12 protein-coding genes are annotated in these 12,875 nt (G+C 44.9%); 5 read left to right on the top strand and 7 right to left on the bottom strand.

Annotated elements, in window-relative coordinates; all coding sequences use genetic code 11:
• Nucleotides 1-16 precede the first annotated feature (16 nt).
• The 3 genes from rfaD to purL are packed head-to-tail and all read right to left on the bottom strand — an operon-like array spanning nt 17 to nt 4,286.
• Nucleotides 17-997: an ADP-glyceromanno-heptose 6-epimerase gene (gene rfaD, locus A1D16_RS03155; protein ID WP_290707738.1), complete on the bottom strand. Its 981-nt coding sequence runs from the start codon at nt 995-997 to the stop codon at nt 17-19.
• Between the two features lie 28 nt (nt 998-1,025).
• Nucleotides 1,026-2,039 carry a PAS domain S-box protein gene (locus A1D16_RS03150; protein ID WP_290707736.1) on the bottom strand — a complete coding sequence of 338 codons (1,014 nt, stop codon included), beginning with the start codon at nt 2,037-2,039 and terminating at the stop codon, nt 1,026-1,028.
• A 15-nt stretch (nt 2,040-2,054) separates the two neighbouring features.
• Nucleotides 2,055-4,286, bottom strand: coding sequence for a phosphoribosylformylglycinamidine synthase subunit PurL (gene purL / locus A1D16_RS03145; RefSeq protein WP_290707733.1), 2,232 nt, complete (start codon nt 4,284-4,286; stop codon nt 2,055-2,057).
• 100 nt (nt 4,287-4,386) lie between these two features.
• Here purL and A1D16_RS03140 point away from each other — a divergent pair, with 100 nt between their 5' ends.
• The gene (locus A1D16_RS03140) at nt 4,387-5,301 is read left to right on the top strand and encodes a hypothetical protein (RefSeq protein ID WP_290707731.1); all 915 of its coding nucleotides are present in this window, start codon (nt 4,387-4,389) and stop codon (nt 5,299-5,301) included.
• On the opposite strand, the gene A1D16_RS03135 is transcribed toward A1D16_RS03140, so the two are convergent.
• On the bottom strand, nt 5,287-6,420 hold the full coding sequence (locus A1D16_RS03135; RefSeq protein ID WP_290707730.1) for a glycosyltransferase family 4 protein: 1,134 nt from the start codon (nt 6,418-6,420) through the stop codon (nt 5,287-5,289). The genes A1D16_RS03140 and A1D16_RS03135 overlap by 15 nt on opposite strands.
• 80 nt (nt 6,421-6,500) lie before the next feature.
• Here A1D16_RS03135 and A1D16_RS03130 point away from each other — a divergent pair, with 80 nt between their 5' ends.
• Together A1D16_RS03130 and A1D16_RS03125 are read left to right on the top strand one after the other, a co-directional pair.
• Nucleotides 6,501-7,763: a hypothetical protein gene (locus A1D16_RS03130; RefSeq protein WP_290707728.1), complete on the top strand. Its 1,263-nt coding sequence runs from the start codon at nt 6,501-6,503 to the stop codon at nt 7,761-7,763.
• A gap of 98 nt (nt 7,764-7,861) precedes the next feature.
• Entirely contained in the window at nt 7,862-10,051 is a 2,190-nt protein-coding gene (locus tag A1D16_RS03125; protein WP_290707726.1) for a glutamine synthetase III, read from the top strand.
• A 92-nt stretch (nt 10,052-10,143) separates the two neighbouring features.
• On the opposite strand, the gene A1D16_RS03120 is transcribed toward A1D16_RS03125, so the two are convergent.
• Together A1D16_RS03120 and A1D16_RS03115 are read right to left on the bottom strand one after the other, a co-directional pair.
• A complete protein-coding gene (locus tag A1D16_RS03120) occupies nt 10,144-10,599 on the bottom strand; it encodes a DinB family protein (RefSeq protein ID WP_290707724.1) in 456 nt (151 codons plus the stop codon).
• A gap of 11 nt (nt 10,600-10,610) precedes the next feature.
• The gene (locus A1D16_RS03115; RefSeq protein ID WP_290707722.1) at nt 10,611-11,003 is read right to left on the bottom strand and encodes a VOC family protein; all 393 of its coding nucleotides are present in this window, start codon (nt 11,001-11,003) and stop codon (nt 10,611-10,613) included.
• Nucleotides 11,004-11,161: 158 nt separating this feature from the next.
• Here A1D16_RS03115 and A1D16_RS03110 point away from each other — a divergent pair, with 158 nt between their 5' ends.
• Entirely contained in the window at nt 11,162-11,437 is a 276-nt protein-coding gene (locus A1D16_RS03110; RefSeq protein WP_290707720.1) for a hypothetical protein, read from the top strand.
• 6 nt (nt 11,438-11,443) lie between these two features.
• Nucleotides 11,444-12,205 (top strand): endonuclease/exonuclease/phosphatase family protein, encoded by a 762-nt coding sequence (locus tag A1D16_RS03105; RefSeq protein ID WP_290707718.1) that lies wholly within the window; start codon nt 11,444-11,446, stop codon nt 12,203-12,205.
• On the opposite strand, the gene A1D16_RS03100 is transcribed toward A1D16_RS03105, so the two are convergent.
• On the bottom strand, nt 12,196-12,657 hold the full coding sequence (locus tag A1D16_RS03100) for a GyrI-like domain-containing protein (protein ID WP_290707716.1): 462 nt from the start codon (nt 12,655-12,657) through the stop codon (nt 12,196-12,198). The genes A1D16_RS03105 and A1D16_RS03100 overlap by 10 nt on opposite strands.
• Between the last annotated feature and the right edge of the window lie 218 nt (nt 12,658-12,875).

Below are 12,875 nucleotides of genomic sequence, written 5' to 3'. Positions count from 1 at the left end.
TTGATAGTTGCTTGCTTTAATAGTAGTGTCCACCCACCAGGTAGTTGCGTACATAGTCTTCCACGCCCTCTTCCAGGCTGTAAAAGGGCTCTGAATAACCCGCTGCCTGTAATTTATGCATGGCTGCTTCGGTGAAATACTGGTACTTTTCCCGGATATCTTCCGGCATATCGATAAACTCGATCAGGGCTTCTTTATCCAGTCCTGCATAAGTGGCTTTAACCAGGTCTTCAAAACTTCTGGCCTTTCCGGTACCAAGATTATACAAACCCGAGGCAGGCTGGTTAATCATGAGCCAGAAACAAACCTTAATAACATCCATCACATACACAAAATCACGCAGTTGCTGCCCGTCTTTGAAATCGGGCCGGTGCGATCTGAATAATTTCACTTTTCCCTGTTCCCTGATCTGGTTAAAGGAATGCCAGATCACCGAAGCCATTCTTCCCTTGTGGTATTCATTGGGGCCATAAACATTAAAAAATTTCAGGCCTGCCCAAAAGGGCGGGTGCATGGCTTCATGCAATACCCATTTATCAAATTCATTTTTGGAAACACCGTAGGGGTTCAGGGGCTCCAGTTGAAAAGGCAGCTCATGTGAATCCTGATAGCCCAATTCCCCGTTTCCATAAGTAGCTGCGGAAGAAGCATATACCAATGGAATCGTATGTACTACGCAGTAATTCCACAATTTCTGGGAATACTCCACGTTCAGGCGCTGATGTACGGAATAGTCAAACTCCGTAGTATCTGTTCGGGCCCCGATATGAAACACGAACGAAATAGTGGGTTTATGTTCCTGCAACCATTCAAAAAACAGGTTCCTGTCAACTTTATCGATGTATAATTTACCAGATAGATTTGCCTCTTTGACGGCACTCGAAAACTCATCTACCAAAATAAGGTTGGTATAGCCTTTCAGGTTTAAAAAACCTACTAGACAGCTGCCTATAAACCCGGCAGCTCCGGTTACAATAATGACCGTTTTATTATCCATGCAATAAAGGTACTGGGGAAAAACTAATTTATTTGTCTACGATAACCCGAATAATTGTGCACCCGGCAGGATCGAGATCAATTTCGGTTTGACCGTTTATATAACTGGCCCTGTCACGTATCCGTTCCAGGCTTTCGGAAAACAGGTCTCTATTAATAATCACTTTATAATCTACCTGTATGGTTAAATACACTTTAGCCCCGATATGGTCCAGGGCCAGGCCTACCTGCCGAACCTCCGTATTCATCATAATGGAGGTCAGCGCTTCCTGGCTGATCCGTAAAAAATCCAGCTCTACCTCCCCCACCGTTTTATCCTCTTCCACGGTGCTCAGGAACTTACAGGGAATGCCCGTTAACAAAGAAAATTCTCTGCACTGCCAGTCGAGCGTGGCTTTCAGACCGACATGGCTCAGCATGGTAGACCCGATGCTAAAAGTTATGCGTCGTATGGTCGCAATCAGCAGTTCCGTTATGCCGGCCGCATGTTCCAGGCGGTTTCTACTGGCAGGGGATAAACCATCCTCCCGTCTTCCTACCCAGTCAATATCCATTTTGATAACCGAGGCAAGCTGGGCCATTTCCTCGTGTAATTCAGCCGCCAGGAATTTTCGGTCTGCTTCCATGCTGGTTTTAAAATGGCCCGCCAAACTTTTAAACTTATGGTATTCCGCCTCTATATCTTTCTCCACTTTTTTTCGCTTGGTAATATCTTTGGCGATGGCAAAAACCATGTCTTTACCGGAATGAAAAATAGATGTCCATTCCAGCCAAACAACTCCCCCGTTTTTGGTGATATACCTGTTTTCAAAGTTGAGTAGTTTTTTACCGCTGATCAATTCAGCTCTGGTACGGGCCGTTTCTTCGCGGTCATCGGGATGTACAAAACTGGAAATCAAACGGGAAAACAGCTCTTCCTCCGTATAACCCAATTTATCAATCACTGCTTTGTTTACTTTTTTGAAATATCCGTCTCTGCCCGCTATGCAAACAAGGTCGGGGGTCATTTCAAACAACTGAAACAAATCACTAACAGAAGGCATGGGTGGCGTTACAGGTTATAATGCACTGAGCGCATGTTCAGATTCATGTCCGGCCAGTAATTTCTCAATAGCCGTATCATACTGGTTTTTCCAATCGTCTACGGAACCCCAGGCTTCTCCGTCAATGTTCAGTTCGGCACTGGTAACAGTACCCAATAACCGAAATTCAGTACCCTTTAAACCAGCTTCGAATTCGGCCTGTTGCGATGGCTGTACGGATACTACAACGCGGCTTTGGCCTTCGCCAAACAAGTCGGCATCTTTGCGGATATGAGAAGCAGTGCGGATATCAAATCCCAGTCCGTTTACAAATCCGCTTTCCAGAAGGGTGATAAAGAGTCCGCCTTCGCTTACATCGTGTGCGGAAAGGATTTGTTTGGAACGGATCAGCTTTAATACTGTTGCCTGCAGGTCAACTTCTTCTTCCAGCTCAAAATAAGGAGCCGGAGAAAACTCAATGCTGAGAATTTTATTCAGGTATTCCGAACTATTGATATCGCTGGTTGATTTCCCGATCAGGTATATAAGGTCACCTGCTTCCCGGAAACCCAGCGTCATTCTATCCTGGTAAGAATCCAGTAACCCTACCATACCGATGGTTGGGGTCGGGTACACCGGTCCATCCGGATTCTGGTTATAGAAACTAACGTTACCGCCGGTAACAGGGGTATTAAAACGCCGGCAGGCATCACCCATTCCTTTGATAGCATGCACAAACTGGTAATAGACCTGTGGATCGTACGGGTTTCCAAAATTCAGGCAATTGGTTACGCCCAGGGGTTCTCCTCCGGAACAAACGATATTGCGCGCGGCCTCTGCTACCGCTATCATAGCTCCCTTATAGGGATCCGCGTATACATACCGGCTGTTACAATCGGTCGTTACCGCCAATGCTTTTTCAGACGGCTTAGCCAGCACCACGGCCGCATCACTCGGCGCATTGGTAGAGGTATTACCCGTACCTACCATACTGTCGTATTGCACGTACACCCAGCGTTTGGAAGCTATATTAGGAATGTTTACCAATTGAGCGGCAATTGCTTTATAATCTGCCGGCTGAGGAACTGTGCCGGGGTCAAATGCTTTGATTTTTTCAAAATAAACCGGTTCTTCATACGCCCGGTCATATTGTGGCGCACCGCCTCCAAGTACTAATACGTCTGCTGGTATGGAGGCTTCCAATTCTCCGTTCATGAAAAAATTCAGCAAGCCATCATCCGTTACTTCACCGATCACAGAGCAGGGCAGATCCCATTTTTCAAAAATAGCTTCCACAAGGGCTTCCTTCCCTTTTTCTACCACCATCAGCATGCGCTCCTGGCTTTCGCTTAAGAGCAGCTCCCAGGTTTTCATATTGGCCTGGCGGGTAGGTACTTTATCTAAATCAATCCGCATGCCAACGCCGCCTTTTGCACTCATTTCAGCGGTTGAACAAATAATGCCGGCAGCACCCATATCCTGCATGCCCACCACTGCACCGGTAGTAATAACCTCCAGGCAGGCTTCCAGCAGTTTCTTTTCCTGGAAAGGATCACCTACCTGAACGGCTGGTAGCTCTTCAGCACTTTCTGCTGTAATATCAGCCGAAGCAAAAGAAGCCCCTCCAATTCCATCTTTTCCGGTTGCTGAACCCACGAACATTACCGGATTTCCGGTTCCTTCCGCTGTAGCACTTACGGTTCCGCCCGCTTTTACAATACCCACGCTCATTGCATTCACCAGCGGGTTAGTATGATAACATTGTTCAAAATAGATTTCTCCTCCAACTGTAGGTACGCCAAAACAATTGCCATAATGGCCGATTCCATGTACTACGCCGCCCAGCAGGTGCTGTGTTTTATTTTCCTGCAGCTTTCCAAAACGCAGTGAATTCAAAGCGGCAATGGGGCGAGCCCCCATCGTAAAAATATCGCGGTGAATTCCTCCTACCCCGGTTGCAGCCCCCTGGAAAGGTTCAATAGCGGAGGGGTGATTATGGCTTTCAATTTTGAAAACCACCCCAAAACCATCGCCCATATCCATTAGTCCTGCATTTTCTTCGCCCGCCGCTACCAGCATTTTTCCACCTTCACGTGGCAGGGTTTTGAGCCATTTGATCGAATTCTTATAGCTGCAATGCTCACTCCACATCCCGGAGAAAGCACAGAGTTCATTAAAATTGGGAGTGCGACCCAGCTTTTCTTTGATTAATTCAAATTCTTCGGCAGTTAATCGAAGTTGCTGGGCTGTTTTTACGGTTACTTCCATGTTTTTTGGCAGATAGTGTAAGAAAGCGCAAAGGTAAGGTACCGGACCGAGCCGGTAAAATAGGAAGGGATTTATTTGTTTATTGTAATTTGTTATCTCTATGACCATCGCTTTTGTTCATGCATCCACTGCTATTCTGCCCGAAATTGCTGCCTACAGACAGTATTTTACCAACCTGGGCTACCAGACACGCGAATGCTCCCTGGCTGAACTCAGCAAAAATCCCGCAGATATCGAATGGCATTTCATGGGCATCCATACCCGGCGAACCAACCCTTCTGCCCTGCTGATACATGAATATGCCTCGCGTTCTGCCGGCAGGTTTGGCCGGCTAAAAGACCAACTCAAGAAATGGATCAATATCCGGCCCGATTTCCGCTTATTTTTAAATGAATACACCCGGGCAGGATTGAACTTTACCGACCAATTGCCCTGGGGAATCCGGACTACCATATATTTTCCTGTGGACCAGCCCAGCGGTAACCCGGAAAAGATCTATGACTTCGTTTATGCCGGTACTACCGAAGCCAGCCGGCAACCGGAAAAATGGCTGAGCTGGTTTGCACCCGGGGGAAAATTGGAAGGGCGTTCCTTATTAGTATTGGGGCCACTCCGAAAGCAACTCGTTAAAAAATTTCCTTACCAATGGATACATTTCCAGGATACGGTACCCCCTACAGCTGTAGATAGTTACCTGCAACAGGCCAGGTTCGGCCTTAATTTTCAACCAGACACAGCGCCCTTTAATCAACAGCCTTCTGCTAAATTATTGGCCTATGCGGCTGCAAAACTGCCTGTAATTAGTACAGACTATGCCTGGGTACGCGAGTTCCAGCGGAACTATGGGGGAACTTATTTTTTTCTTAACGGGGAAAAGGCACCGACCTGGGAGGCATTAACGAGTTTTTCTTACCATTTTCCCGACCTCAGCAAATGGACCCTTGATTATCAGTTGAAAAATTCAGGTATACTGGCCTTTCTGGAAAAATATAAGCGGCAGTCAGCATCCGTCTAGTTGAGCAACGATCCGGCGGTATTCATGAATTACTTTTTCCATACCAAACTTTGAACGCACCAATTCCCGGCCTTTTTGCCCCATATTTTCCCGGGCAACCGGGTCCATCAACAACATTTCCTCCATTTTTGACGCCAGGTCAAAGGGATCTTCCAGTTTACAAAGAAAGCCGTTCACCTTGTCAACCACCACATCCCGGCACCCCTTGTTATGGGTAGTAATAATGGGTAATTCCATGCTGGCTGCTTCCAGTAAGCTCCGGGGAACCCCCTCGTTATAAAAAGATGGAAATACAAAAGCGCTTGCCTCTGCCAAAACCGGACGTACATCGTCCCGGAAACCAAGATAATTTACCAGTCCATCTTGTTGCCAGGATTCCACTACAGCGGGAGCAATAGAGTCCGGATGGTTTTCCTCAAAAAAACCCAGGATAATAGCATCGAAAACATGTCCCTTTAACTTTAGCAGACGCGCTGCTTCAACGAAAACTTCGACCCCTTTACTTTTCAGCATTCTGCAAGACATGAGGAAGCGGAACCGCTTCTTGTTTTCCCGGCTGGGTTGGGGAGCAAAATAATCGGTGTTAATTCCCTCGCCAGGCAGTACATTGATCTTTTTCAGCGGAACTATTTTTTCCCTTGCAAATAGCTGTGCATCATCATTATTCAAAAACAGTACATCTCTTGCTCCGTTGAGCGAAAACCGGTACAACAACTTAACAACGGCATACAGCAGGTTTTTTCTTGAAAATGCAAAACCCAACCCGGTAACTATGGCCACAGAAGCTATATTGTTTCTCTTGGCGGCAAGGGTGCCATAAATATTGGGTTTAGCCACATAATGAAAAATTAAATCCGGCTGAAGTTTTTTGTATAACCTGTTTAAACGCAGGAAAAAACGGATATCGGTTAATGGGTTGATCGATTTATTATCGAAATCAATCGCAATATGCTCACAGCCCAATTCAATAATCTTCTCTACATAGGCGTTAAACGGAGTTATAATGGTGATCGCATGACCATCTTCCAGCAAGGTTTTAATAACATCCAATCTGAAATTATAAATCGACCAGGCATTATTTGATACAAAAGCAATCTTCACTCGTTTACTGATTCTCACAAAAAACTATTATTAATATTTCAAATGTATAGATTTGAATACAAATCAATTACGGGATGTTGCCAGTTGTTCTATTTTTAATGGCTTGGTTTTTTTTCTATTTACTGCTGGTACGCCTTACCCGAAATGCAGCATTCCGGCTAAGCCCTGCCCAACTTGCCTTAGTATTTTCCCTGAAAACCATTATGGGTTGTGTTTACGGATGGTTGTTCCTAACATGGTATGGGGGCGATGATACCTGGGTAATCCATGACGATACGCTGGCAGAATGGGCGCAGATGAAGATAAACCCGCTACGGGTCTTTACTTATGACATACGCTTGGATCAATATATCCAGGATTGGGGCTGGAAAGAAGGGCTTTCCTATTTCCGTATGAAACTGGAAAAAGCATTAATCAATAAACCATTGGGCGTTTTTAACTTTTATTCCCAGGGCAACTATTATATAAATGTTGTGGCTTTTAGTTTTATGAGCTTCTGGGGTGGCTTTTGGTTATACCAGGTCCTGGCCCATTTAGTACCAAAGTATAAAAGCTGGACATTCCTGGTCATTTTCCTTTACCCGCCCGCCCTTTTTTGGCTAAGTGGTATCCGCAGCGATGCTGTTTTGTTTTTCTTCTTCAGCCTGCTTATTGCCCGCTTATCCGTTATTTTCTCGGGTAAAGGGCGGCCTGTTCATTGGTTTATCAGTATACTGGCCTGGCTGGGAATAATTGTTGTAAAAGCCAGTTTCGCGTTTTTGTTATTGCTTCCAATTACCTGTTGGTGGCTGGTAAGCCAAAAAGGAGCATCGTTGTATAAAGCGTTTTTTGGCGTTCATTTAATTGCCATGTTCCTGTTCTTTTTATCGGGATTACTGCCCGGCGCCCTTAATTTGCCCCGCGCCGTCTTATCCGTTCAACAGGATTTTTTTGCCCTGGAAGGAAATACCCGGGTAGCCCTGCCTGCCTTAACTACCAGCCCGGTTAGTTATATGCGAAATTTACCGGCTGCTTTGGATAATATTTTTCTTCGCCCTTATCCCTGGGAAGCCAAGGGTATCTTACAATACGGCATGGTTGCACAAAATATTTTCATAATATGTCTTCTGCTGGCCTTAGTACTGAAACGATTTCCCGGCCGGGTTGAACTGGTACCCCACAGTATGATCTGGGCGCTTGCCTTTTTCAGCTTTACCTTTTATTTATCAATAGGTTATACGATACCATTTCCCGGAGCGGTAATCCGCTACCGGGTAATTCCCGAAACCTTGCTGGTTTGGTTGCTGAGCATTGGAGCGCTGGGCAAAGAGGTTATATATTACAATTTTTTCAATGTTTATAAAAATCGAATAAACTCCTGAAAATCTTTAGACTTCCATTAGAATATTATTAATTTTTTAAGCAACTTAGCGGAAATTTATTCTTAAACGGAAAAATTCACAGCTAAAAACTATTTCTCATGTCATTACGTGTTAGTGCTATCAACAACATCAGCCAGGGAAAGGAAGTGAAGGGTCCCGGTTCTGCCAAAATCACTGCTTTATTCGGCGAAAACGTATTTACGCTTCAAAAAGCCCGGGCATTCCTGAGCGATGAAGCCTACAAAAGCCTTTTAACGTCTATTAAAGGCGGCAAAAAAATCGACCGCACAGTTGCCAATCAAATTGCTGCAGGTATTCGCCAGTGGGCTGAAACAAAAGGGGTAACTCACTACACACACTGGTTTCAGCCATTAACCGGAACGACAGCTGAGAAACATGATTCCTTTTTTACGTTAAAAGGAGATGGTACTGCTATCGAAGAATTTGACGGGGCTGCCCTGATTCAACAGGAGCCTGATGCATCTTCCTTCCCAAGCGGTGGAATCCGTGCAACTTTTGAAGCCCGCGGATATACTGCCTGGGATCCTTCTTCTCCTGCATTTATTATGGAAATCGGCGAAGGCAAAACCCTTTGTGTTCCAACCATCTTTGTTTCATATACGGGTGAAACGCTCGATTATAAAGCCCCCCTGCTGAAATCACTGGAAGCACTGAATAAAAGTGCAGTAGAAGTTGCCAATTATTTCGATAAAAATGTAAGCCGTGTTTCTGCCACCCTGGGCTGGGAACAGGAATATTTCGTTATTGACGAAGGCATGTTTAATGCGCGCCCTGACCTGGTGCTGAGCGGCCGTACTGTATTCGGACATGCGCCTGCAAAAGGACAGCAGTTGGAAGACCATTATTTTGGCTCCATCCCCGAGCGTGTATATGCTTTCATGCGCGATTTCGAAAACGAATCGTATAAACTGGGTATTCCATTAAGAACCCGCCATAATGAGGTGGCGCCTGCTCAGTTTGAATGTGCACCGATTTTTGAAGAAGTTAGCGTGGCGGTAGACCATAATACCCTTCTGATGGATGTTATGAACCGGGTTGCCCGCCGTCATGGATTGCGGGTGCTGTTGCACGAGAAACCATTTGCCGGAATCAATGGTAGCGGTAAACACAATAACTGGAGTATGTCTACCGATACCGGAGTTAACCTGCTGGCTCCCGGTAAAACGCCGAAGACCAACCTCATGTTCCTGACCTTTTTTGTAAATACCATTAAGGCGGTACATGATTATGCCGATTTGCTGCGTGCCAGCATTGCTTCTGCCAGCAACGATCACCGCCTGGGCGCCAACGAAGCTCCCCCCGCAATTATTTCCGTTTTCATTGGCCAATACCTGACCAAAGTACTAAACGAAATCAAAGAGCGTGTAGGGGATAAATTTGATGAGCAGGATGAGGCAATTCTGAAACTGGATCTGCACAGAAGCATTCCTGAACTGCTGCTTGACAATACCGATCGTAACCGTACTTCGCCCTTCGCCTTTACTGGTAACAAGTTTGAATTCCGTGCAGTTGGATCTACCGCAAACTGTGCTAATGCAATGACTACCGTAAATACCATTATGGCTGATACCCTTAAAAAATTCAAAAAAGACGTGGACGTCCTGATTGAAAAAGGGGAGAAAAAAGAGATCGCCATTATGCACGTGATCCGGGAATACATTGTAGCCAGTGACAAAGTATTGTTTGAAGGCGACGGTTACAGCGATGAATGGGCTAAGGAAGCTGAAAGACGCGGTTTGCCCAACCTGAAAACAACCCCTCTTGCATTGGATGCAATGGTTACAGAAAAAGCAAAACACCTGTTTGAAAGCAACGAAGTGCTTTCGCACGTGGAGCTGGAAGCACGCCATGAAATTGAGCTGGAGAAATACATCAAGAATGTACAAATCGAAGCCAGGATCATGGGCGAACTCTGCACCAGCCATGTATTACCCGCTTCGGTAAAATACCAGAATATACTTATCAATAATATTAAGGGATTAAAAGAAATCGGGCTGAAAGAAAGCAGCTATGCCAACCAGCTGCAAATCCTGGAAAAGATCAGCGAGCATATCAATATCCTATCTGACCTGGTAGAGAAAATGATTGAAGCACGCAAAGTTTGCAATGCAATGGACAATACCCGTACCAAAGCTATTGCCTACGAAAGCCAGGTAAAAGCACCGTTCTTCGATGCCATCCGTTACCGTGTAGACAAGCTCGAACTCCTGGTAGACGATGCCAACTGGCCCCTGCCCAAGTACAGAGAGATGCTTTTCATCCGCTAATGAATCGTTTTTTACGACCTATAAAAACCCGCCATTTGGCGGGTTTTTTTGTTACGTATTTCCTACCCGGAGCATTCGGCCCCTTGGCTTAACTATATAAACTTTCGGATGCTCATCATATACCCTAAATGCAAGCCTTCGTGAAAATTATTAAACTCCAGCGCATCTTCAATAGACCCCAGGTGAAAGCCGGTAACTGTTTCCCGCTCTATGTAAGAGGTGAAAATCCCCTGTTTAAAATCAGTTTCCGTGCGGGTAATCTGTGCTATCAGCAGGTCATTTAATTGACTTACTTCCTCTTTCGAGACAGGCCGCAGTGGCCTGGTTCCGGGTTTATAGGCATTTATCAGCTCTTCCGAAATTGACATAACCTGGTGAGAACCCCGGTAAACCAGCGATTCCTGCGCCACTATAATATGGCCTATATTCCAGATAAGGTTATTACTAAACCCGGCGGGTATTGCATTCAACTGATCCAGGTTATACTGCTCAAAAAATTTCACAAATAACTTCCTGCCTGCTTTCCAGGCTTTAAATGTTGCCTCCATGGTTTATTTTTTTAAACAGCCAATTGGGTTCCTACCGACCACATGTTTCCTCCAAAGTCCATAAATGTAGCTCTTCTGTCCGGATCGCCTTCTCGTTGCTTTGGTTCTTCCAGCACCTTACAGCCCGCTTCTTTGGCGCGGGTAAACACCGTATCCAGGTCCTGCACATAAACATGCAATACCATGGGAACAGGCGGGTATTGTTCAGTTGCTTCAGCCAGCATAATAACCGAATCGTAAAGCTTTAATTCTGCATGCATGATAGATCCATCGGGCCGATTGTATTTTCTTAGCAGGCCGGCATCAAAAATTGCTGTCATTAACTGCACAAACTGCTCCGCATCTTTTATAATGAAATAAGGCGATACCGAGTTATATCCTGCTGGTTTAAAACTTGTTTTCATGGAATAAATTTTATGGTAACTACAGTAATGTACAATAAAAATAACAACCGGGTATTGCAGGAAGCCTGGTACTGGCATTATTAACGTTGCACTAGTGATTGCTTTCCGGCAAAACCCTTATATTTAAGATACTGCTATTCCATGTAAAAAAACAAGCTATGACTATTCCTGAATTTCCGAACGGATTTGAATCCTGGCAAAAAACACATTTTGAAGTAGTGGAAGTACTTTGTTATATCCGAAGTCTTGAAGAAGGGAAAAAACCAACAAGTTTTAATGAATCAATTGATCAGTCGGCCACAGCAGATTTGTACAAATTGGCGCTGGATCTTACCAATAAATTTGAAGAGCAAACCAAAGGGAAACACGAACGTTTTCTATTTGATGAAATAGAAGATTTTGTTTGGGAAGAAGTAAAAAAACTGGAAGCTTAACACGCTATGTTGCAGATCGTTTTTTTCCTATGGCTTTCCTTACCTGTGCACAACAATAGCGGGAAGGACAGCCTTACCCTGATGAGTTACAATATTCATCATGGCACTGATAAGGATGAAAAGGCCACGCTCGATTCCATGGGAATTTTTATTCGTGGATCCGGCGCTGCTATCGTTGGACTTCAGGAGGTAGACAGTGTTTGCCAGCGATCCGGTAAAACAGACCAGATGAAAAGACTGGCCCAAATAACGGGCATGCATTATGCGTTTGTACGTCATTTTGCTTTTCAGGAAGGCGCTTATGGACAAGGAATTTTATCGCGCTACCCGATAAAAAAGATTGAAAACATTCGCTTAAGCCTGTTAAAACCAGATACCCTGCGACAATCACTTGCATTGATTACTGCGGAAATAGCAATTCCCGGAAAAGGCACCCTATTATTGGCCAATGCTCATTTTTCACTGGACCCTGCTACCCGCTTAGTGCAAGCCAGGGAAGTATTGAATTACCTAAAAAAGAAAAACCTTCCTGCTGTTTTTATGGGTGATCTGAATGCAACACCCGACCAGGAAGAGATACAACTGCTAAAAACAGCATTGCAGCCTGTAAACGATCTGAATCAACCCAGTTTTCCGGCCGAAGCGCCAATAAAAACAATTGACTATATTTTTGTTACCCGAAACCTCAACGGCATTGCAGAAAAAAAAAACCTTCCTCCCGTACTATATTCAGATCATTTACCGGTACAGGCAACCATTCAATTTTGAACACCTATATAAATCTTGATTTCTGCATTGGAACTATCAGCGGATTTTTCGTCGTATACTTCAAAATCGGCCTGATAAGTTCTTGCTAAAGGACGGTTCCATATTTTCGTCCAGGCATCAAAAACAATCCCTTCCAGCAAATTCCCTTTCACTACTATTTCTTCGTATGTACCTGCAGGAATTTCAACGGATGTAAATCCTTCCGGAAGTCCCTCCACTGTTGAAACCCGGCAACCAATCAGGGCAGTATAAGGCTGGGTATAATCCGATTCATAGTTAGTGTATACACAGTAGATGGTATCCGCAATTCGGTTAGAGAGCTGCGTTACAATACCCTGGTTGATAAAGGTATTCCACAGGTTCGGGATATCGGTTCCTGCTCTACCGGCTTCGTTGGAGGTTCTGACACTTATACCGGCAACTAAAAAGGGGGAAGAAATGGCCTGGCTCATTGAATTATTATTTGTCACAAATTTACTCAGGCTTTTGTCAACCCTATGTCAGTACTATCAGGCTGGCTGAAAAACGGGTTTTTGCCGAAGGCTGGGAGCAGCAGCTTTCTTTTTTCTCCTGCCTCGCCATAACAAAAATCCGGTTACCGGCAGCGATGCGGCAATCAGGCTCCCAAAAAAAGCCAGGAATTTACCTGGTAATCCCAATATCGCGCCTA

Origin of the sequence: Flavihumibacter sp. CACIAM 22H1 (genome assembly GCF_001601815.1) — a bacterium.
Classification (GTDB): Bacteria; Bacteroidota; Bacteroidia; order Chitinophagales; family Chitinophagaceae; genus Flavihumibacter.
Note: the sequence above shows the minus strand (reverse complement) of the source record. Positions and strands in the feature narration are given on the sequence as shown.

Bases quoted from the DNA above. Each gene is read 5' to 3' on its own strand.
- purL (WP_290707733.1), bottom strand. From the start codon at position 4,286: ATGGAAGTAACCGTAAAAACAGCCCAGCAACTTCGATTAACTGCCGAA.
- A1D16_RS03140 (WP_290707731.1), top strand. From the start codon at position 4,387: ATGACCATCGCTTTTGTTCATGCATCCACTGCTATTCTGCCCGAAATT.
- A1D16_RS03125 (WP_290707726.1), top strand. From the start codon at position 7,862: ATGTCATTACGTGTTAGTGCTATCAACAACATCAGCCAGGGAAAGGAA.
- A1D16_RS03110 (WP_290707720.1), top strand. From the start codon at position 11,162: ATGACTATTCCTGAATTTCCGAACGGATTTGAATCCTGGCAAAAAACA.
- A1D16_RS03105 (WP_290707718.1), top strand. From the start codon at position 11,444: ATGTTGCAGATCGTTTTTTTCCTATGGCTTTCCTTACCTGTGCACAAC.
- A1D16_RS03150 (WP_290707736.1), bottom strand. From the start codon at position 2,039: ATGCCTTCTGTTAGTGATTTGTTTCAGTTGTTTGAAATGACCCCCGAC.
- A1D16_RS03130 (WP_290707728.1), top strand. From the start codon at position 6,501: ATGGCTTGGTTTTTTTTCTATTTACTGCTGGTACGCCTTACCCGAAAT.
- A1D16_RS03100 (WP_290707716.1), bottom strand. From the start codon at position 12,657: ATGAGCCAGGCCATTTCTTCCCCCTTTTTAGTTGCCGGTATAAGTGTC.
- A1D16_RS03120 (WP_290707724.1), bottom strand. From the start codon at position 10,599: ATGGAGGCAACATTTAAAGCCTGGAAAGCAGGCAGGAAGTTATTTGTG.
- A1D16_RS03115 (WP_290707722.1), bottom strand. From the start codon at position 11,003: ATGAAAACAAGTTTTAAACCAGCAGGATATAACTCGGTATCGCCTTAT.
- rfaD (WP_290707738.1), bottom strand. From the start codon at position 997: ATGGATAATAAAACGGTCATTATTGTAACCGGAGCTGCCGGGTTTATA.